The following is a 22,406-nucleotide window of genomic DNA, read 5'->3' as shown; positions in this document are numbered from 1 at the left end:
TTTTTTATCTGTTGTTTATGTATCTAAGGTTCAAAGCCAATAACCTAGGCCTCTAGTAATTTTCTTAATGTGGTTTTAGGAGTTCAACATGAAAACATTGGCTATAACCTTATTAGCATTCACCTCTATATCAGCCTCAGCAGCCAGCTTGGACAGCAGCAACATAGACTTGGAAATATTCAATAAAAGTATGAGCCAGCTCGAGCAAGTGGACATAAAAGATAATATTTACATCTCCACAGCTTCCACTCAGTTCGATGATATAACCCGTGAAACTGAGTACATGTATGAATTTACCAGCATAGATAGAGTGAGTAATAAACAAGCTTTTGAGATGAAGCTCAATAAGGCTAAGTCCTACTATATCTACGGTATCAGCGGCCTTAAAAATTTAACCAGCAGTGTATCCAAACGCTTGAGTAAAGATAAACCAGACTATTTCTCTGCCAGCCTACTGCAAGGCAACAAATACTATAACGGCTTCAGCGAATATATCGCCAAAGTGACGGAGTACAGCCAAGCACTCCCCCCAATTCTTAATTAAAATCAAGATGAGATAAGTCCATTTGCCTAGGACTATGGGCTTAGCTCCATTTTGCATAGGTTAGTACCTAGCCCATATTCTAACGAATCCGAAATCGAAACTGTAGAGTACAAAAATATGCCTCCACTATTAGCTAAAAATTCGACCAATCTCTTCTTTGGTTTTTCTAAAATTAGTGCTATCAGCTTGCTGCTGTTTGCTGCACTGACACCAAACGTGTTTGCAGCAGATTCATACGCTTCTGTCAGTTATGGCACCATACAGGAAGCCAATGAGATAGCTAACCCTTGGTATGCTAGCGCCACCTACGGCTACACCATAAAAATGATTGGGTCTGAGAAACTTGTTCGTATAGAGAGTCAAACGAACAAGATCATGCAAGGCGATTGTGTAGCAATCGACTCAAGTGATAAAGGCAAGTCAGTCAGGCGCACCAATAACAGCTATTGTGCCATAAAGATCAAGGACACCAGCGACAATAATCAAAGCTCAATTAAGCCAGTAACAGATGTAAAACAGGCTAAAAGTGAGCATAAAAATAGCCCCAAAATGGCTAGTAATAACAGTAAGTCAAGTGAAATCACTGATGCATGTCAGTTAGCTATAGACCTGATGAAGCAGAAAGATTTTGGTCCAGAGCGCCGTAAAGCCCGTCAGCATGCCTATCAAGTATGCGAAGAGCCCAACTAATCACGACAAGCTTTCCACATTAAGTAAGGCCACCTATTTAGGTGGCCTTACTTAAGATCAACCTGCAATAATTGATATTTATCAAAAACAGCCTAAGATGGCATTAGATAGAATAAGTCAGGAATATAGATGGCAAAGGTAAGTTACCAAATCGATAACTGGATCTTCATCCCCCACGAAAATAAGCTCATATTAGACGGGCAGGAAACACTTATCGACAACCGTTTATCTAACCTCTTGTTATATCTCTGCCAAAACCCTATGACTACCTTGAGTCGTGATGAATTGATTGATGAGGTTTGGAAGGGCTTAGTACTAACAGATCAAGTCATCACTCAAGCGATATTTGAGTTGAGAAAAATTCTTAAAACCAACCATAAACACCTTCAGGGCTATATTATCACCGTCCCTAAGCGTGGTTATAAACTCGACATTAACATCCAGGTTTTACCCTCAACAAATAAAACCGACACTCACACCGAAAAAGAGAGTCTTACAGATGGGCACATAATTCATGTGGCTGGAATTAGGCAAGAAGCAAGCCCAGATGATAAAAAGCATATCGACTCTATTTCAAATAAAACGGCCATAGACAATAAAAATATTCAATTAAACCAATCTAGTAGTTCAATCAGTGCTAAAACTGAAAGCCTTAGCAAGCAGAATCAAAATAATGAAGGTAAATCAACCAAGAAGGCAACCGGATTAACAGCGCCTATTGCTATTACAACGCTCATCTTCTGCCTCATTTTGTTAGTATTTATTAGCCCATTTTCGCTCCGAGGGGTCGATAAGATATCAAAAGACACAAACTCAGAAGAGAAAGACAGGGCTACTCAGTTCGGCTCAGAAGTCATCTATAACAATTTAGAACCCAGATTTATCCGAGCCAGAATCAATACAGATATAACCTCAGCACAAATTCAACATGGGGTAATTTTTAAGATCGTTGAATACCTCAAATACAATGTTAACTTTCGCATAGCCTTTCATAATACGCCGCACAATGATGCAGCTAAAGAACTGACGTTTATCATTACCGAGGAAAATGGCGTCAGTTACATCAATGTGGAGTACTTTAATCGCATCTCGCAATATCAGCATCTGGATCGAAAATATAGAATTGATAACAACAATTTAAAACCAACAATTAATCGTATGTTGAGCGATATTCTCACCTCTTTTAATGTCGACGTTAGCAAGGAAAAAATTAACGAATTATTAAGCTCTATGCCAGAAGATCCACAAGCATTGGCTTATACACTCGAAGCCTTTGCCGCCCTGCACACCCCCAAAGATCAGTTAAAATCCGTAGGCCTAATGAGAAAAGCGCTCGAACTCGCGCCAGACAATCATTACCTGCTCTCCACCAATTACATCTACAGCATGGTGGTCACCTACCTAAATAAAGGCAAGGAGCCTCAGCAGCAAGTCGACAAACTCAACCAAGCGTTCGAGAAAATAATTCCCATTTTAGTCAAGGGAATCAGATCCGATAAAGTCAATGAAGCACTGGCCATGAATGCGTTATCTAAAGATCGGCCAATTGAAGCGTTAAAATATCTCAAAGCCATACCGAACAAACATGAGACGGTGATAACCTTCATACTTAAAGCTAAACTATCCGAAAGCTTCGGTAACCCCGCCACAGCCGAAGAGTATTACTATCAGGCAATACATGAGTCTGAGACGCCGCGGGTACTGGAAATCGCTGAGAGTTTATTTTTCTACAGCGACCTCTCTAAAATGAAGAGCAAGATGAAAGCACAAATTCATTAATATAAGAAGCAGATGTTAAAGAGCTTATTCTTTCGCATGTGCAACTAGTTGCTGCTGCACATGTTCAGGCGTCACGTCATAACGGCTAAATACCATCGAAAATTGACCATCTCCACCTGTCATAGACTTAAGCCGTGTTGAGTAATCATCAACTGAGGCGAGGGGCGCTTCGACGCTCACCTCAATCTTCTGCTCACCGATTGAATTTGTGCCGCACACCATGCCACGACGCGCACAGATATCACCGGTAATATCCCCTACTTGCTCAGCCGCGACACAGATTTGCATCTCGACTATAGGCTCTAAAATAACTGGATCCGCCTGACTAACGGCATCGATAAAGGCTTTCTTACCCGCCATGACGAAGGCTATCTCTTTAGAGTCGACACTGTGATGCTTACCATCGAGCAAACTCACCCTGATATCTTGCATGGGAAAGCCTGCTAATCCTCCACTTAACATGGCTTCTTTTATCCCCCTTTCCACCGCAGGAATATATTGGCCGGGAACCGATCCCCCTACCACTTTACTGACAAATTCAAAACCTGTGCCTCTTGGTAAAGGTTCAACGAAGATCTCTACTTCGCCAAATTGGCCCGAACCGCCAGATTGTTTCTTATGGCGATAGCGTATCTTGGCACTGGTGGTGATCGTCTCTCGGTAAGCAACAGCAGGTTTTTCTGTATCCATATCCACATGAAATAGCTCATGGGCTTTTTCGATAGCGATTTGCAGATGAAGTTCACCTTGGCCCTGTAATACTGTCTGCCCCTCGGCATCTTTGCTACCCAGGCTATAGTTACCCAAGCGCAAACTGGGATCTTCCACCACCAACTTGTGTAGCACTTCAGCAATCTTATGTTCATCACCACGACGCTTGGGGCTGACCGCCAAGCCAAAAATGGGCTGAGGGAAGTTCATTTCAGGCAAGTGAAATTGGTCCTCATCATGGCTATCATGGAGCACGGCTCCTATCTCGAGTTCATCTATCTTAGCCAGTGCAATAATATCTCCCGGCACAGCACGCGGCACACCGACATGCTTATTCCCCTGAAGCTTAAACAAGTGAGTAACTTTAACAGGCTTACGCCCCTCACCGATGTAGAGCTTCATGCCGATAGTGATGCTTCCTTGATGAAGTCTCATCACAGCAACGCGGCCAAAAAAAGGATCGATAGAGACACAAAATACATGGGCTAAAACATGGTCTCCGGCTTTTTGCGTCACATCTACGGGCTTCATTTCGTCGCCGAACCCTCTGACAAATTGAGGAGGGTTGGCCTCTAATGGATTGGGCATCAACTTAGTAATCACCTCAAGCAGGGAATCAATGCCCACATCGGTTTCTGCACTGGTGAAACAGACTGGTACCAGATGACCCATCCTTAACGCCATTTCTAATGGTTCATGGAGCTGCTCTGGGGTCAAGATCTCCCCCTGCTCCAGATAAAGCTCCATTAGATCTTCATCTTCCTCTAATACGGTATCGACAAGCTCATCACGCGCTGCCGACGCCGAGTGAAACAGCGACTCGGTGCCACTTTCACCAGTGGCATCATTAGCACAGTGTAAATAGCAATCCACCACAGCATCTAAACCAGCTATGGGCAAGTTAACTGGCAGACATCGAGTGCCAAACTTGGCTTGTATATCATAAAGTAGCTCAGATAATTTATCTTGGTTGCCATCGATATGATTGATTGCAATCAAGACGACTTTCCCTTGGGTTCTGGCCGCCTCGAATGCTCTATGGGTCAAAGTCTCGATGCCGGTTCCGGCGTTGATGACTAAGAGTACAGACTCCACCGCTGGCAGGGGTAACAGGGCTCTGCCGAAGAGATCCGGTAATCCAGGAGTATCGATAAGATTGATGTGGTGGTGATTAAAATCGAGATTTAAGAAGGAAGGTTCGAGACTGTGGCGGTGGGATTGTTCTTGGGCAGTGAAATCAGCATGATTTGTGCCCCTATCCACCCTGCCCTTTTGGCTTATCGCCTTGGCCCGATAGAGCAAGGCCTCAATCAGAGTCGATTTTCCCGCCCCAGTGTGTCCAAGCACCGCAAGATTGCGGATCTGCTCGGTGATAAACTCCGCCATAACAACCCCTCCAGAGTTTCCTTCAAGAAAAGGTTAACCCAAAGTTTAATACGTAAATGCTAAAAGGCAATAGTGATTAACTGTTAATTGTAAGTATAGACCTTAGTCAATGCTGGTTATTTGACCTAAGTCACGTTTTGTTTTTTGCCACAGAATTTGTAAGAAAATATGAATAAGGAGTACACATGTAAGCTGAAACTGGTCTGAAGAGGCATTATTAAGTCCCAGGTGATTGTATTGCTCCCTAAGGTCATGTAATCTGCTGCCCATCAGCTAGAAATTGCTTTAAAAAACGCGACGAATCGGGAAATCCTGCAGGTAACCTCGGTCAAAAAGTCGCACTAGTCCCAATAGATTATTAACGGAAACCCGCTAATTTAATGGTAAAGCAAGCCAAAAAAATTCTTCTCCAGGAAGAAATTAATCCGAATAAGCGTACGCAAAGTGCAACAGAAGCACGACACCGTAATGCCACAACGACGCCAGAGATGAGACGATTCATACAAGGTTCTGACTTTTCTGTGACTCAACTTGCCAAAGTGCTGAACATCAGCGAAGCCACCGTACGTAAGTGGCGCAAGCGCGACTCTGTCGAAAACACCCCAAATACACCGCATCATCTCAACACCACACTCACTCCATTGCAGGAATATGTCGTGGTCGGTCTCAGGTACCAGCTTAAGACACCTCTGGACAAACTCCTCAAGATCACCCAGAAGTTTATCAATCCCAATGTGTCACGTTCTGGATTAGCCCGTTGCCTGAAGCGATATGGGGTCTCAAAGGTAGGCAGTATCGAAAGTCCTTTGGTTCCTGAGCGTTATTTCAATCAGCTACCAGTCATTCAGGGAAGTAACCTCGAAACCTACACCTTACACCCGGATACTTTGGCCAAGACCATAGCCGATGACGATCAAACCAGCGTGGTTCAGGTTGTGTCACTGACCATACCGCCACAACTAACCAACGAGGAACCCAGTTCGATACTGCTCGGCATAGACACAAGCAGTGACTGGTTGTACTTAGATATTTACCAAGATGGCAATACCCACGCCACCAACCGATACATAGCTTATGTGTTAAAGCATGGGCCGTTTCATCTGCGTAAGTTGCTTGTTCGCAACTACCACACCTTTTTGCAGCGTTTTCCAGGTGCCAGACTCAGTCATGGGCATGTCACACAAAACGTTGAAACTAACAACAAGACGCCTGAGAATCAGGCACCCAGTGGAGACTCATAATGAGCCAGACCTCTAAACCTTCAAAGAAGCCTTTAGCGAGTGATAAAAAATCAGCACCAGAGTCAGTACAAGACTCGACAGCCGATAAGCGTCTAAACAAACGTCTTAAAGATATGCCCATCGCCATCGTAGGCATGGCAAGTATCTTTGCTAACTCTCGTTACCTGAATAAATTCTGGGACTTAATCAGTGAAAAAATCGATGCAATCACCGAATTGCCATCGACTCATTGGCAACCCGAAGATTATTACGATGCCAATAAGAGTACGCCTGACAAGAGTTACTGTAAGCGTGGTGGCTTCCTGCCAGATGTCGACTTCAACCCAATGGAATTTGGCCTGCCGCCAAATATCCTGGAGTTAACCGATACATCGCAGCTGCTCTCTTTGATCGTGGCTAAAGAAGTGTTAGCCGATGCAAACCTTCCTGAAAGTTATGACAGAGATAAGATTGGTATCACACTGGGTGTGGGTGGCGGACAGAAGATCAGCCACAGCTTAACGGCCCGTCTTCAGTATCCTGTACTCAAGAAAGTATTCAAAAATAGCGGCATCAGTGACACTGACAGCGAAATGCTGATCAAGAAATTTCAGGACCAGTACGTACACTGGGAAGAGAACTCATTCCCTGGCTCACTGGGTAACGTTATCTCGGGTCGTATCGCCAACCGTTTCGACTTAGGTGGCATGAACTGTGTGGTCGACGCCGCTTGTGCTGGCTCGTTAGCCGCTATGCGTATGGCCGTCAGTGAACTAGTCGATGGTCGCTCAGAGATGATGATCACAGGTGGTGTGTGTACCGATAACTCACCTTCTATGTACATGAGTTTCTCCAAGACTCCTGCATTTACCACCAACGAAACCATTCAACCTTTCGATATCGACTCGAAAGGCATGATGATAGGTGAAGGTATCGGCATGATAGCGCTTAAGCGTCTCGAAGATGCCGAGCGTGATGGTGACCGAATCTACTCAGTGATTAGAGGCATAGGCTCATCATCGGACGGTAAATTTAAGTCTATCTATGCACCGCGCCCAGAAGGTCAAGCAAAAGCTCTCCACCGCGCCTATGACGACGCAGGTTTTGCACCTCACACTCTAGGCCTTATCGAGGCTCATGGTACTGGTACCGCCGCCGGTGACGCCGCTGAATTTGCCGGCCTGTGCTCGGTATTCAGCCAAGGCAACGATACTAAGCAACATATCGCCCTAGGCTCGGTGAAATCTCAAATAGGTCATACTAAATCGACCGCAGGTACTGCCGGCCTAATCAAGGCATCTCTTGCGCTGCATCATAAGGTACTTCCTGCCACTATCAACATCAGTGAGCCTAGTCCTAAGCTTGAAATTGAGAACTCACCATTTTATCTCAATACCGAGACACGTCCTTGGCTACCACGCGCAGATGGCACGCCGCGCCGCGCGGGTATCAGCTCATTTGGTTTTGGTGGCACAAACTTCCACTTCGTGTTGGAAGAATACACTAAAGAGCACAGCCGAGATGACGGAGAGAAAGCTAAGTATCGTCAACGTCAGGTGGCTCAGAGCTTCCTTATTAGTGCAGCGACAAAAGATGCGCTTATTAGTGAGCTAAACAGCTTGGCTATAACTGCGACAACAGATGGGTTCATCCTAGCCACAGCTGCTGCGAACTATGCACTGCGTGAGCTTGATGCTAACGCACCTCGTATTGGTTTAGTGGCTAACACAAGCGATGAACTGGCAACACAGATCAAGCAAGCAGTCGCTAAGCTAGCCGGCAGTAATGATAGCACTTGGCAGTTACCTGGTGGCACCAGCTACCGTGCATCGAGTGTTGAGGGGAAAGTCGCCGCGCTATTCGCCGGCCAAGGTTCTCAGTATCTTAATATGGGTCGCGACCTTGCCTGTTACTACCCTGAGATGCGTCAGCAATTAGTGACCGCCGATAAAGTCTTTGCCGCCAATGACAAAACGCCGCTTTCACAGACACTTTATCCAAGGCCTGTGTTTAATAAAGACGACCTGAAAGCCCAAGAAGCGATACTGACCAACACCGCCAACGCACAAAGTGCCATCGGCGCCATCTCTATGGGTCAGTATGAGCTATTCACCGCCGCTGGTTTCAATGCCGACATGGTTGCAGGACACAGCTTCGGTGAACTAAGTGCTCTGTGCGCAGCTGGTGTTATCTCCAGTGAAGATTACTACCAGCTCGCATTTGCCCGTGGTGATGCCATGGCCACTAAAGCCCCGGCCAAAGACGGCGTAGAAGCTGACACTGGCGCTATGTTCGCTATTCTTCACCAAGGAAAGGGCACTAAGTCTGCTGAAGACTTAGCAACACTTGAAGCGACTATCGCTAAGTTCGATGGGGTTAAAGTCGCTAACTACAATGCACCGACTCAATCAGTCATTGCTGGTCCTACTGTTTCTACCGGTGAAGCGGCCAAAGCACTTAGTGAGCTTGGATATAAGGCGATAAACCTGCCTGTATCTGGCGCATTCCACACTGAGCTCGTTGGTCACGCTCAAGCACCATTTGCTAAAGCGATTGATGCTGCCAAGTTCAGTAAGCCAAAACGTGCGCTGTATTCAAACGCGACGGGTGAGCTTTATGACAATACCGCCGCAAAGATTAAGGCCTCGTTCAAGAAGCATATGCTGCAATCGGTACACTTTACTGCGGAACTTGAAGCCATGTATAACGCAGGCGCCCGTATATTTGTTGAGTTCGGTCCAAAGAACATTCTGCAGAAGCTGGTACAGGGCACCCTTGCTGATAAGGCGCTTAATGACAAGAATGTCATTAGCACTATCTCTATCAACCCAAGCCCTAAAGGTGATAGCGATCTTCAGCTTAAGCAAGCCGCGGTTCAGATGGCCGTTGCAGGCATCAAGCTCGACAATATCGATCCGTACCAGGCTGAGATTGCAGCACCAGAGAAGAAGTCTCCAATGAGCATATCTCTTAATGCAGTCAACCATATCAGCAAGGCAACACGCGCCAAGATGGCGAAGTCATTAGAGACTGGCACTGTGACTAGCACGACGATTGTTGAAGAAAAAATCGTCGAGAAAATAGTTGAAGTAGAAAAGGTCGTTGAAAAAATTGTGGAAGTAGAAAAAATTGTGGAGATTGCAGTACCCGTGTCTAATAACCAAATGTCTAGTAATCAAGTTGTAGGCACGCCAACAACTGTAAATAGTGAGCCTTCAGCGGCTCTTAGCGTTAGCGGCGATGCGTTAACTCACTTCTTTGCAGCCCAGCAGCAAGCTGCAGAGCTTCATCAACAGTTCCTGGAGATCCCCCAGCAATACGGTGAGACCTTCACCACCTTGATGACAGAGCAAACTAAACTAGCTGGCGCAGGTATTGCGCTCCCAGAGAGCCTACAACGCTCTATGGAGCAGTTCCACCAGCTTCAGTCGCAAACTCTGCAAAGCCATACTCAATTCCTTGAGATGCAAACAGGCAGCAACACTGCAGCACTAAATATGCTTAACGGCACGCCGGCAGCGCTCTCTACACAAGCAACAGCCCAACCAGTTAAAACTCTTGCTCCTGTTCAAGCTGTAATTGCGCCTATAGTAGCGCCAGTTCAGGTTGCAGCACCAGTAGTAGCGCCTATTGCTAAAGCCGAAGTAAAACCTGCAGCAGTACAAGCACCTAAGCCTGTACAGACCGTTAGCCATCAGGCTGCTCCAGTACCGTCAGTAGTGACACCAATGGCTCCGACTAATGCTAGTGCCGCTGAGGGCTCACTCTCTGCAGAGAAGGTTCAAGCAACCATGCTTGAAGTGGTTGCCGAGAAGACTGGTTACCCAACTGAGATGTTAGAGCTTGAGATGGATATGGAAGCCGATTTAGGCATCGACTCTATCAAGCGTGTCGAAATACTGGGCACAGTACAAGATGAACTTCCAGGTCTGCCAGAGCTTAACCCTGAAGATCTAGCCGAGTGTCGTACATTGGGTGAAATCGTAGCGTATATGAACTCTAAGCTACCTGCTGGAAACTCTACAGCAACAAGCACAAGCGCCGCTGGCTCTGCTAATACAAGTGCCGCTGCAGCTCTTTCACAAGCCGCTGAGGGCTCACTCTCTACAGGTCTTAGTGCAGAGAAAGTACAAGCCACTATGATGTCTGTCGTAGCAGAGAAGACTGGCTACCCAACTGAGATGTTAGAGCTTGAGATGGATATGGAAGCCGATTTAGGTATCGACTCTATCAAGCGTGTCGAAATACTGGGCACGGTTCAAGACGAGCTACCGGGTCTTCCTGAACTAAATCCTGAAGACCTTGCCGAATGTCGCACATTGGGCGAAATCGTTGCTTATATGAACTCTAAGTTGCCAGCTGCAGGGACTAATACAAGTACCGCCGCGGCGCCTGCTGCTCAAATAAGTTCAGCTCCAGCAACGAATGGTCTTAGTGCAGAGAAAGTACAAGCCACTATGATGTCAGTGGTTGCTGACAAGACTGGCTACCCAACTGAAATGCTTGAACTGAGCATGGATATGGAAGCCGACTTAGGTATCGACTCTATCAAGCGCGTCGAAATTCTAGGTACAGTTCAAGACGAGCTACCGGGTCTGCCTGAGCTTAATCCTGAAGATCTAGCCGAGTGTCGCACATTGGGCGAAATCGTAACCTACATGAATAGTAAACTTCCTTCAGGAAGTTCAACTACTCAAGCAACAAGCGCCGTAGGCTCTTTACCTTCACAAGCCGCTGAGGGCTCACTCTCTACAGGTCTTAGTGCAGAGAAAGTTCAAGCGACTATGATGTCAGTGGTTGCCGACAAGACTGGCTACCCAACTGAGATGCTTGAACTGAGCATGGATATGGAAGCCGATTTAGGTATCGACTCTATCAAGCGCGTTGAAATTCTAGGTACTGTTCAAGATGAGCTACCGGGTCTGCCTGAGCTAAATCCTGAAGACCTTGCCGAATGTAGAACTTTAGGTGAAATCGTTACTTATATGGGCAGTAAACTGCCGGCTGATGGCTCTATGAACTCTCAAGAGGCTGATGTTGCTAGTACTGTATCGTCTGCTGCTAGTGGTTTAAGCGCAGAGAAAGTACAAGCGACTATGATGTCAGTGGTTGCCGACAAGACTGGCTACCCAACTGAGATGCTTGAACTGAGCATGGATATGGAAGCAGATCTTGGTATCGACTCAATCAAGCGAGTTGAGATTTTAGGTACAGTACAAGACGAACTGCCTGGCCTGCCTGAGTTAAACCCTGAAGATCTAGCCGAGTGTCGTACACTAGGCGAAATCGTAAGCTACATGAATTCCAAACTTGCTGAAGGCTCTAAGCTATCTACAGCTGCTGCCCTAGGCGCTGCTGTATCTGGTGCTGTTAAGTCTATTGCTAATACCATCAGCTCCTCACTTGAGCTTCCACCTCACAGCGAGGTAACGCTAAAAAAGCTTAATGCGGCGGACACGATTAAAAACTGTTTCGCCGCAGACGCAACTCTTGTGATCACCGATGATGGTCATAACGCCGGCGTGTTAGCAGAGAAACTGACAAAGCAAGGTCTTAAAGTAGCCGTTATACGTCTACCTGAGGGCAATGCTCAATCACCACTTAACAGCGATATCGCAAGCTTCCAGGCAAAGAGTACTGATGAAGCGGGTATTAGCGCCGTTATTGCTCAAATAGAACAGCAACTCGGTCAAATTGGTGGATTCATTCACCTGCAGCCTGAAGCTGATAGCAAGAAAAAAACTGATGCCGTTAACCTAAGTGATGAGAGCTTCACTCATGTTAGCCAAGCGTTCCTTTGGGCTAAGCTACTTCAGCCAAAGCTTACTGCGTCAAGTGATAAGCGCCGCAGCTTTGTCACCGTCAGCCGTATCGATGGTGGCTTCGGTTACTTAAACGCAGAAACTCTGCAAGATGCCGAGTTAAACCAGGCTGCTCTGGCAGGTTTAACCAAGACACTCAGCCATGAATGGCCAACCGTCTTTTGTCGTGCACTGGATATCGCAGCAAACTTAGATGCAACTCATCTTGCTGATGCAGTCACAGCTGAGCTTTTCGATAATGTCACTCAATTGCCAGAAGTGGGTTTATCACTCGACGCTAAAGGTAACGTTTCACGTACGACCTTAATTGCAGGCGTAGCGAGCAGTAAACATGCTGCACCTGAACTAAACAGTGCAGATAAAATACTGGTGACCGGGGGAGCTAAAGGCGTGACCTTCGAATGCGCCCTTGCCTTAGCCAAGCGTACAAAGTCTCACTTTATCCTTGCAGGACGTAGTGAGCTACTTGCTATCCCGACATGGGCTGAAAACAAGCAGATCAGCGAACTTAAACCTGCTGCCATTGCTTACATCATCTCTACGGGTAATAAGCCGACACCTAAACAGGTCGAATCCTTAGTGTGGACAGTTAAAAGCTCAATCGAGATAAACACAGCGCTTGAGGCTTTTGCCCAAGTAGGTGCAAGTGCCGAGTATGTCAGTATGGATGTCACAGATTCTGCTGCTATCTCCAAGGCGCTTAAAGGAAAAAGTAACGACATTACCGGTCTTATCCACGGTGCAGGCGTACTTGCCGATAAGCATATTCAAGACAAGACCATTGAAGAATTAGGGCGCGTTTACGGCACTAAGGTTAATGGTCTGAAGGCTGTGTTGGCTGTACTGGATTCGAGTAAGGTGAAACTGCTTGCCATGTTCTCATCGGCTGCAGGTTTCTACGGCAATACAGGTCAGAGCGACTACGCCATGTCAAACGACATCCTCAACAAGGCGGCACTGCAGTTCACTGCACGCAACCCGCAAGCTAAAGTGATGAGCTTTAACTGGGGCCCTTGGGATGGCGGCATGGTGAATCCAGCACTGAAGAAGATGTTTACCGACCGTGGTGTGTACGTTATCCCTCTCAAGGCTGGCGCCGAGCTATTTGCCACCCAACTATTGAGCAAAACGGGTGTGCAATTGCTTGTTGGTACTTCGATGCAGGGCAGCGACGGCTCTCAATCAAAAAACGCTGAAGGCTCTGCTACAGAAGGTTCTTCTGTAAAAAAGCTTAATGCGGGTGAGGTGCAACTTGCATCGCGCCCGCTAGCACCTGTTTCTTTAACGCCTCTGACGTTAACAAGAGCCTTAAACCCTAATGCTATGGTCTTTATTCAAGACCACCGCATTAGCGGTAATTCAGTGCTACCAACAGTGTGCGCAATCGCGTGGATGCGCGAAGCGGCAAGCGAAATGCTCGGCTCTCGCGTAAAAGTGCTCGATTATAAGCTGCTTAAAGGGATCATCTTCGAAAATGATGATGTTCAGGAGATAACACTTGAACTGACGCCACTAGAAGGTGCCCAACCAAAGCAAATGAGCGCGATGATCACCTGTCAAGGACGTCCGCAATACAAGGCGACCTTAGTTTCATCTCAAGGTGATACTCCAGTGCCTAAAGTGTTCGACTTAGGCTCTGAAAAACCAGTAACGACTGCGAGTGAACTTTATAGTAACGGTACCCTGTTCCACGGACCTCGTTTACAGGGCATTGAGAAGATATTGCAGTTTAATGATTCGGGTCTGTTAGCCAGTTGCCGTTTGCCAAACGTGAGTGATAAAGATTGCGGTCATTTTGTCGCGACGACTCACATTGGCGGCAGCCAACCCTTCGCCGAAGACTTGCTTCTACAAGCCATGCTGGTGTGGGCGAGACTCACGTACGGTGCGGCCAGTCTGCCATCGGCTATCGGTGAGTTTATCTCCAACAAACCCATGGCCTTTGGTGAGTCTGGATTTATCGAGCTTGAAGTGGTTAAAACCAGTTCTCGTTCACTCCAGGCTAATGTCGCACTTTACCATGAAAATGGCGAACTCAGCGCTATGATGAAGGGGGCAAAAGTCACCGTCAGCAAGAGCCTGAATGATGCCTTCTTGGCGGAGCCTTCAGCGGCTCTTGATAAAGCAAGTGAGGCTAAATAGTGAATCCGACGCTTAATGCTCAACAGCAGCAAGCGCCTCAAAAAGTAGCGATGCCACTACGCATCGCGCTTTTAGTGTTGCCGTCGACAAGACTATCTTGCGATAGTCTGTCGGCTAATCCACTCGAGGTACTGCTACCTGAACTCTATCAATCAGGACTGCTATCTTCTAAAGAAGGGGTTTCTCAAAAAGAGGCTTTAGAGCAGATTGTTAACATTGAAGTCGATGATTTCGAGGCTAACCTCAAGGCTAGCATTCAAGCTATCGATGAAGGAAAACTAGTTCAATTATCGACACCGAGCCAGTCCCTGTTGATGATGCCTGCGCTCAAGGCGGCGCAGCTGAGAATCCATCCTCATGCGCAGCTCGCGGCGATACAACAAGGTAATGACGGTGTACAGCAGACCATGGCGCTTGCACTGGCTCAGGCCAAACGCGATAGCGCCACTGTGAGTAAGATTGAAAATCTGCATGATCTTAACAGCCAGCAGAAATTTACAGCTGTTCATCAGTTGATCACCGAACTTGCTTTTCGAACTAGATTTAGAGATGAAGTAAACCAGGGTGTCACACTGGGCCCTAAACAGGCCAAGAGTCACTACTGGTTTACGCAAAATCATCAGGCAAGAGTGACTGCGGTCAACTTCTCTCATTCAGTTAACAATATTTCGGCAGGCAAACAGATTAATACCAGCTTTATTATTACCCAAGGTACAGGTTTTATTGCGCCAAAATCGATTGTCGACAGTCAGCGCTTACAGCTTGTACTATCGGGTGATACTCAAACTGAGCTATTAACCGCCCTCAACCGTCTCAAGGCAGAACTTCTGGCTGAGCCTAACTCAGATTCTGTGCTCACTGTGATGAGAGATAATCTTATCGCGTTCGAGCAGACCAACACCCGTTACGCCGTCACACTCCAAGCAAGCTCAGTTGACGCTATGCAGCTTGAACTCAACGCTATGATAGAAGCATTGCCAGCGGTAATGGCTGAGGACGGCCTGCATAGCTACAAGACGCCTGCAGGCAGTTACTTCACTTCGGAGCCATTGGGCAATGTTGAAAAAGCGGGTCTTGCCTTCGTCTATCCTGGAGTGGGTACTGTTTATGCCGACATGTTTAGCGAGCTTCACAGATACTTCCCAACACTCTACTCACGACTAGAGCGTGAGGGCGATCTCAAGTCTATGTTGCAAGCCGATGCGATCTATCACTTAGACGCTAAAGTTGCCCCGGCCATGCCCTTAGGCGATCTGGCTATTGCCGGTGTAGGCAGCAGTTATCTGCTGACTCAACTCTTGATGCAAGAGTTCAATATCACCCCAAACTTTGCCTTAGGTTACTCCATGGGTGAAGCCTCTATGTGGGCCAGTCTTGGCGTATGGGACAATCCCCATGATTTGATAAGCAAGACCCAAACGGATCCCTTGTTTACCACCGCCATATCCGGACAACTGACCGCAGTGAGGCAAGCATGGAAACTGAACAACACAGATAGCGACATAGTCTGGAACAGCTTCGTAGTACGTAGCCCTAGCGAACCGATTAAAGCACTGCTACCTGAATTCCCCCGGGCATATCTGGCCATCATTCAGGGAGATACCTGTGTGATCGCGGGTTGTGAAATTCAATGCCGAGAACTACTGAGCAAGCTGAAGAAGCGTGGCATAGCCGCTAACCGAGTGACTGCTATGCACACGACACCTGCGATGGAAGAGCACGGCAACGTGATTGAGTTTTATACTCAACCACTGTGTGAAGAATTACCACAAGATATCAAGTTTATCAGTGCTGCGAGCCTGTCTGGTGACAGGCGCGATAAGGCCGTCAACGAAGCAGGCGCTATTGATAGCAATATGATTGCCCAGTCTATCGCCGATACCTTCTGTAATACCTTGGACTTTACCTCGCTAATCCATAGCGCTCAACGACAAGGCGCTAAGCTATTTGTCGAACTGGGCGCAGATAGACAAAACAGCACCTTGATCGACAAGATAGCTAAGCTCGACAGAAGCTGCGGTGCCGAGGCGAGCAGCTACCCATGCTGCACAGTGCCAGTCAACGCCAAAGGCGGAGATGACATCACTAGCCTACTAAAGGCATTGGGACAACTTATCAGTCATAGAGTGCCGCTATCACTGCAACCTCTCATCGATGGACTCAACCGAGAGATTGCGATTCGAGAATTGAACTCTACGGGTTTAACCAATCACAATGGCATCGTCTCCGGTGAGCCCGATGCACACAAATTACTCAAAGGGGAAGTTTAATGTCCTTCTCGAATAAGAATAGAGACAAGCCTTCAAGCAAACAGATAAAAATCGCCATAGTGGGTCTAGCCACCCTCTATCCCGATGCTAAAAGCCCACAGGAGTTTTGGCAGAATCTACTCGATAAGCGAGACTCTCGCAGTATCCTAACCAATGAGAAACTAGGGGCTAACACCCAAGATTATCAGGGTGTTCAGGGCCAATCAGACCGCTTCTATTGTAATCAGGGTGGCTACATTGAAAACTTCAGCTTCGATGCCACAGGTTATCAACTACCCAGTGAGAGCTTGTCGGGCCTGGATAACAGCTTCCTTTGGGCGCTGGACACCAGCCGTAAAGCACTTATCGATGCCGGGATCACCTTAAACAGTCCCTCTTTAGCGCGCACGGGGATCATCATGGGCGCCTTGTCATTTCCGACAACCCGCTCAAATGATCTGTTTTTGCCTATCTATCACAGCGCCGTTGAAAAAGCCTTGCAAGATAAACTTGGCAACAAGGGCTTTAAGCTCAACCCAACCAATGCTCACACACAAAGAGTCCGCAGCGAAACGGTTATCGATAATGCCAATGGGGCTATCGCTCACAACGCCTCGAAGGTCGTTGCCGATGCCTTAGGTTTAGGCGCTGTTCAACTCAGTCTCGATGCCGCCTGTGCCAGCTCTGTCTATTCGCTAAAACTCGCGTGTGATTATCTCACCGCGGGCAAGGCCGATGTGATGTTAGCCGGCGCCGTTTCTGGCGCCGATCCTTTCTTCATCAACATGGGCTTCTCCATCTTCCATGCCTATCCGGATCATGGCTTCTCGGCACCGTTTGACAGTGACAGTAAAGGCTTGTTCGCCGGTGAAGGTGCTGGCGTCATGGTACTCAAACGATTAGATGATGCCGAGCGTGATGGTAATAAAATTTATGCAGTCGTCAGTGGCGTCGGCCTGTCCAACGACGGTAAAGGCCAGTTTGTACTGAGTCCTAACCCTAAAGGACAAGTTAAAGCCTTTGAACGTGCCTATGCAGCCAGTGATATCGAACCTAAAGATATCGAAGTGATCGAGTGTCACGCCACAGGCACGCCACTGGGTGACAAGATTGAGCTTACGTCCATGGAGACCTTCTTCGAAGACAAGCTTGCCGGCACCGATGCGCCGCTAATTGGCTCGGCTAAGTCTAACTTGGGCCACCTGCTCACTGCTGCTGGCATGCCTGGGGTCATGAAGATGATCTTCGCCATGAAAGAGGGAGCATTGCCGCCGAGTATCAATATCAGCAATGCCATCGAATCACCTAAGGGTCTGTTTAGCGCAAACACGCTACCCAATCAGGTACAATCCTGGCCGGTGAAACCAGGAAACAAGCTGCGCCACGCCGGCGTATCGGTATTCGGTTTCGGTGGCTGTAATGCTCACCTGTTATTGGAATCCTACTCTATTCAACATGAAAACGCCGCGATACCCACGCCAATTACCGCCGATCCTGAAGCGATGAAAATAGTCGGTATGGCGTCTCATTTCGGTCCATTGAGCAGTATCAATAAGCTCAATAATGCCATTGCATCAGATACTGACGGCTTTATTTCGCTACCGATACAGCGCTGGAAAGGTTTAGATAAACACCCTGATCTACTGGCAGAGTTTGGTCTTAATGCAGCCCCTAAGGGAGCCTATATCGACAGCTTCGAGCTAGATTTTCTACGCTTCAAGCTGCCACCAAACGAAGATGACCGTTTGATCTCACAACAGCTTATGTTGATGAAGGTAACCGATGAAGCTATCCGTGATGCCAAGTTAAAGCCTGGGCAGAAAGTCGCCGTGTTAGTTGCCATGGAAACCGAGCTAGAACTGCACCAGTTTCGCGGCCGGGTTAACCTGCACACTCAACTGCAAGAGAGCCTTGCAGCCATCGGGGTGACCTTAACCGGTGATGAATACCTAGCCCTGGAAGCTATCACCATGGATAGCGTACTCGATGCGGCTAAGCTCAATCAATACACCAGCTTTATCGGCAACATCATGGCCTCGCGTATCGCATCCTTATGGGACTTCGATGGCCCGGCATTTACCATCTCAGCCGCAGAGCAATCTGTCAGCCGCTGTATCGATGTCGCGCAAAATATGATGGCCAGTGAAGCGCTCGATGCTGTCGTCATCGCCGCAGTTGACCTTTCAGGTAGTTTCGAACAGGTGATACTGAAAAACAGTATTGAACCTGTTGCCTTTGATCCCGCGACGAACACAGGCTGGAATGTGGGTGAAGGTGCCGGTGCAATAGTACTTGTCCCTGATGCAGCTAGCACAGATGTAAGCACTTCTTATGGCCAAATTAGTGCACTCGCCTTCGGCAGAGCAAACGAATCGAATCTTGTCACCGATAAGTTATTGACTCAAGCCAGCGTTGACATTAGCACCATAAAGCTCGTTGAAACCAATATCGCACCAGGAAGTTCATCTACAACATCTGTCTCTTCGCTAAGTGCATTTCCTAATGCGATTGGCACCAGCGCAGATAGCCGCATCGGACACAGCTTCGCCGCTGCGGGAATGGCAGGCCTGCTTCATGGCCTACTAAGCCTGTCCAAACAGAGTAATGCTGGCAGTGCACTTGTGGTGAACATCAATGAAGATCAACAATCTCAACTGCTGTTAAGTCAAACAGCGAGTGAAAACAATGCGCTTAAATCACGCTTAAGCAGTGAGCTCAAGTCCGATGCTAAACATCAATTGCTCAAGCAAGTGACCTTAGGTGGCCGCGATATCTATCAACATATCGTCGATACACCACTGGCAAGTTTACCCTCAATTCAGATGAAGCTTGCCCAAGGCAGTGCTTCATCTGTGATTAAGCAGCACAAGCCATTGGTCACGCGCCCCGCTCAAGCAAGAGTGCAAACAGCATCGCAACATATCGAAGCAGCACCTGTGAGTCCTACCCCAGTATTAGGTACCCCTATGACAAATAAAGTAATAATAACGCCAAGTACACCAATTGACGTCTCCGCAGGTGACTTAGCAGCATTCCAGCAAAACCAGCAGCTCACACAGCAAGCTCATCAGGCATTTTTAAAGAGCCGTTCAGCTGGCATGAAAGTGGCCGACGTTCTTCTGAAACAGCAGCTTGCCCAAGAGATAGCCCAGGCAACTGGCCAAACAGGCTCAACACATACTCAAGCACCCTCTGTACAAGCACAATTTGTTACTGCACAAGCGCCTGCGGCTGCTAGCTCTTTACAACAAGAGAATGAATTAGCGCCGGATCACGCTAACATAGCGCCCTATATAGCGCCGACACCTGAACTTAAACCTTGTATCTGGAACTATGCCGACTTGGTTGAATATGCCGAGGGTGATATCGCTAAGGTGTTTGGCTCAGATTACGCCATCATAGACGGCTATTCTCGTCGCGTACGTCTACCAACCACAGATTACCTGCTGGTATCTAGGGTGACTAAACTCGATGCCACCATGAATCAGTATAAACCCTGCACTATGACCACAGAGTATGATATCCCGGTTGATGCACCTTACTTGGTCGACGGTCAGATCCCTTGGGCCGTAGCGGTAGAGTCTGGTCAGTGTGACTTGATGCTTATTAGCTACTTAGGCATTGATTTCGAGAACAAGGGCGAGCGTGTCTATCGCCTGCTTGATTGTACCCTCACCTTCCTTAGCGACTTACCTCGTGGCGGCGATACCCTGCGTTATGACATTAAGATCAACAACTATGCCCGTAACGGCGATACCCTGTTGTTCTTCTTCTCTTACGAGTGTTTCGTTGGCGATACCATGGTCCTCAAGATGGATGGTGGCTGCGCAGGCTTCTTCACCGATGAAGAACTGGCCGACGGTAAGGGCGTGATTCACACCGAAGATGAGATAAAGGCACGTAATTTAGTCGTCAAGCAGACCTTCAACCCTCTGCTGGATTGCCCTAAAACCAGCTTCAACTATGGCGATATCCACAAGCTTCTCAATGCTGATATTGCCGGTTGTTTCGGTGCCACTCATGCAGGTCCGACACAAGCATCGCTTTGCTTCGCATCAGAAAAATTTCTGATGATCGAACAGATCAGCAAGGTCGAACGCACAGGCGGCGCCTGGGGCCTAGGTCTCATCGAAGGTCATAAGCAACTAGAGCCAAATCATTGGTACTTCCCGTGTCACTTCCAGGGTGATGAGGTGATGGCCGGTTCTCTGATGGCTGAAGGTTGTGGTCAATTATTGCAGTTCTATATGTTGCATCTTGGTATGCACACCCAAACCAAGAATGGCCGTTTCCAGCCACTGGCAGATGCCTCACAGCAGGTACGTTGTCGCGGTCAGGTATTGCCACAATCTGGTGTGCTGACTTATCGTATGGAAATAATAGAAATCGGTTTCAGCCCACGCCCTTACGCTAAAGCCAATATCGATATCATTCTTAATGGTAAGACAGTTGTAGACTTCAAGAACTTGGGAGTCATGATCAAGGAAGAAGATGAGTGTGTTCGTTACCCTAGCCTGATCACTGAAACGGCTACAAATACTCAGCATGCTTCTGGTAGCACAGCGAAGATTGTTCGCCCTAACGCCCCCTTGATGGCGCAAATCCCGGATCAGACTAAGATTCCTAATAAGGGCGTTATTCCTATCCAGCATGTCGAGGCCCCTGTTACCCCTGATTATCCAAACCGTGTGCCTGATACCGTGCCGTTTACCCCATATCACATGTTTGAGTTTGCTACCGGTAACATAGAAAACTGTTTCGGCCCCGAGTTCTCCATCTATCGCGGTATGATCCCACCACGCACACCTTGTGGCGATCTGCAGGTGACGACACGCGTGATTGAAGTCAACGGTAAGCGCGGTGAATTTAAGAAGCCTTCATCTTGTATCGCCGAATACGAAGTCCCAAGTGATGCCTGGTATTTTGATAAGAACAGCCATGAAGCCACCATGCCGTACTCGATATTGATGGAAATATCCTTGCAGCCAAATGGCTTTATCTCGGGCTACATGGGCACCACACTTGGCTTCCCAGGCTTAGAGCTTTTCTTCCGTAACTTAGACGGTAACGGCAAGATGCTAAGAAATATCGACCTACGCGGTAAGACAATTCGTAACGACTCTCGTCTGCTGTCTACTGTGATGGCCGGCACCAACATCATCCAGAGCTTCAGCTTCGAGCTGAGCACTGATGGCGTACCTTTCTACGAAGGTAAGGCGGTATTTGGTTACTTCAAGGGCGACGCCCTCAAAGACCAGTTAGGTCTGGACAATGGTAAGGTCACTCAGCCATGGCATGTGGCTAAAGGCATAGCAGCAGATTATACGGTAAACTTACTCGACAAGAGCAGCCGTCACTTTAACGCACCACAAGATCAGCCACACTACCGCTTAGCCGGTGGACAGCTTAACTTTATCGATAAGGTCGAGATAGTCGATAACGGCGGCACCGAAGGTCTTGGTTATCTTTATGCCGAGCGCACAATCGATCCGAGTGACTGGTTCTTCCAGTTCCACTTCCATCAGGATCCTGTTATGCCGGGTTCTCTTGGTGTTGAAGCTATCATAGAAACCATGCAGACTTACGCCATCACTAAAGATTTGGGCGCTGGATTTAAAAACCCTAAGTTCGGTCAGATCTTGTCAGACATCAAGTGGAAGTACCGTGGACAGATCAATCCACTGAACAAGCAGATGTCTATGGATGTCAGCATCACCTCGATTAAAGATGTCGATGGTAAGAAAATCATCACAGGTGACGCCAGCCTGAGTAAAGATGGTCTGCGTATTTACCAAGTGTTTGATATTGCCATCTGTATCGAAGAGTCTTAAAAACACCGTTTTTAAGACTAAGTTAATGGCTA

At 47.5% G+C, this 22,406-nt stretch carries 8 protein-coding genes; 7 read left to right on the top strand and 1 reads right to left on the bottom strand.

What is annotated here, in order from left to right; all coding sequences use genetic code 11:
• The first annotated feature begins 88 nt into the window (after positions 1-88).
• The 3 genes from FS373_RS00995 to FS373_RS00985 all read left to right on the top strand — a co-directional run bounded on the left by FS373_RS00995 (position 89) and on the right by FS373_RS00985 (position 3,013).
• Positions 89-544 carry a hypothetical protein gene (locus tag FS373_RS00995; protein ID WP_152828871.1) on the top strand — a complete coding sequence of 152 codons (456 nt, stop codon included), beginning with the start codon at positions 89-91 and terminating at the stop codon, positions 542-544.
• Positions 545-661: 117 nt separating this feature from the next.
• Positions 662-1,234 carry a hypothetical protein gene (locus FS373_RS00990; RefSeq protein ID WP_144047506.1) on the top strand — a complete coding sequence of 191 codons (573 nt, stop codon included), beginning with the start codon at positions 662-664 and terminating at the stop codon, positions 1,232-1,234.
• Between the two features lie 129 nt (positions 1,235-1,363).
• Positions 1,364-3,013, top strand: coding sequence for a winged helix-turn-helix domain-containing protein (locus tag FS373_RS00985; RefSeq protein ID WP_144047507.1), 1,650 nt, complete (start codon positions 1,364-1,366; stop codon positions 3,011-3,013).
• Positions 3,014-3,037: 24 nt separating this feature from the next.
• On the opposite strand, the gene fusA is transcribed toward FS373_RS00985, so the two are convergent.
• Complete coding sequence (gene fusA, locus FS373_RS00980) at positions 3,038-5,110, bottom strand: elongation factor G (RefSeq protein ID WP_152828870.1); 2,073 nt, start codon at positions 5,108-5,110, stop codon at positions 3,038-3,040.
• 380 nt (positions 5,111-5,490) lie between these two features.
• Here fusA and FS373_RS00975 point away from each other — a divergent pair, with 380 nt between their 5' ends.
• The 4 genes from FS373_RS00975 to FS373_RS00960 are packed head-to-tail and all read left to right on the top strand — an operon-like array spanning position 5,491 to position 22,374.
• Positions 5,491-6,351 (top strand): transcriptional regulator, encoded by an 861-nt coding sequence (locus FS373_RS00975; RefSeq protein WP_185976868.1) that lies wholly within the window; start codon positions 5,491-5,493, stop codon positions 6,349-6,351.
• Positions 6,351-14,294, top strand: a complete 7,944-nt coding sequence (locus tag FS373_RS00970; protein ID WP_144047508.1) for a type I polyketide synthase — start codon at positions 6,351-6,353, stop codon at positions 14,292-14,294. The genes FS373_RS00975 and FS373_RS00970 overlap by 1 nt, the downstream gene beginning before the upstream one ends.
• Complete coding sequence (locus FS373_RS00965; RefSeq protein WP_322619447.1) at positions 14,294-16,564, top strand: PfaB family protein; 2,271 nt, start codon at positions 14,294-14,296, stop codon at positions 16,562-16,564. The genes FS373_RS00970 and FS373_RS00965 overlap by 1 nt, the downstream gene beginning before the upstream one ends.
• Entirely contained in the window at positions 16,564-22,374 is a 5,811-nt protein-coding gene (locus FS373_RS00960; RefSeq protein WP_152828869.1) for a beta-ketoacyl synthase N-terminal-like domain-containing protein, read from the top strand. Before FS373_RS00965 ends, FS373_RS00960 begins: the two co-directional genes overlap by 1 nt.
• Positions 22,375-22,406 lie beyond the last annotated feature (32 nt).

This window comes from Shewanella sp. YLB-07, assembly GCF_009377275.1.
This window is presented reverse-complemented; position numbering and strand designations above follow the sequence as displayed.

Bases quoted from the DNA above. Each gene is read 5' to 3' on its own strand.
- FS373_RS00995 (WP_152828871.1), top strand. From the start codon at position 89: ATGAAAACATTGGCTATAACCTTATTAGCATTCACCTCTATATCAGCC.
- FS373_RS00990 (WP_144047506.1), top strand. From the start codon at position 662: ATGCCTCCACTATTAGCTAAAAATTCGACCAATCTCTTCTTTGGTTTT.
- FS373_RS00985 (WP_144047507.1), top strand. From the start codon at position 1,364: ATGGCAAAGGTAAGTTACCAAATCGATAACTGGATCTTCATCCCCCAC.
- fusA (WP_152828870.1), bottom strand. From the start codon at position 5,110: ATGGCGGAGTTTATCACCGAGCAGATCCGCAATCTTGCGGTGCTTGGA.
- FS373_RS00975 (WP_185976868.1), top strand. From the start codon at position 5,491: ATGGTAAAGCAAGCCAAAAAAATTCTTCTCCAGGAAGAAATTAATCCG.
- FS373_RS00970 (WP_144047508.1), top strand. From the start codon at position 6,351: ATGAGCCAGACCTCTAAACCTTCAAAGAAGCCTTTAGCGAGTGATAAA.
- FS373_RS00960 (WP_152828869.1), top strand. From the start codon at position 16,564: ATGTCCTTCTCGAATAAGAATAGAGACAAGCCTTCAAGCAAACAGATA.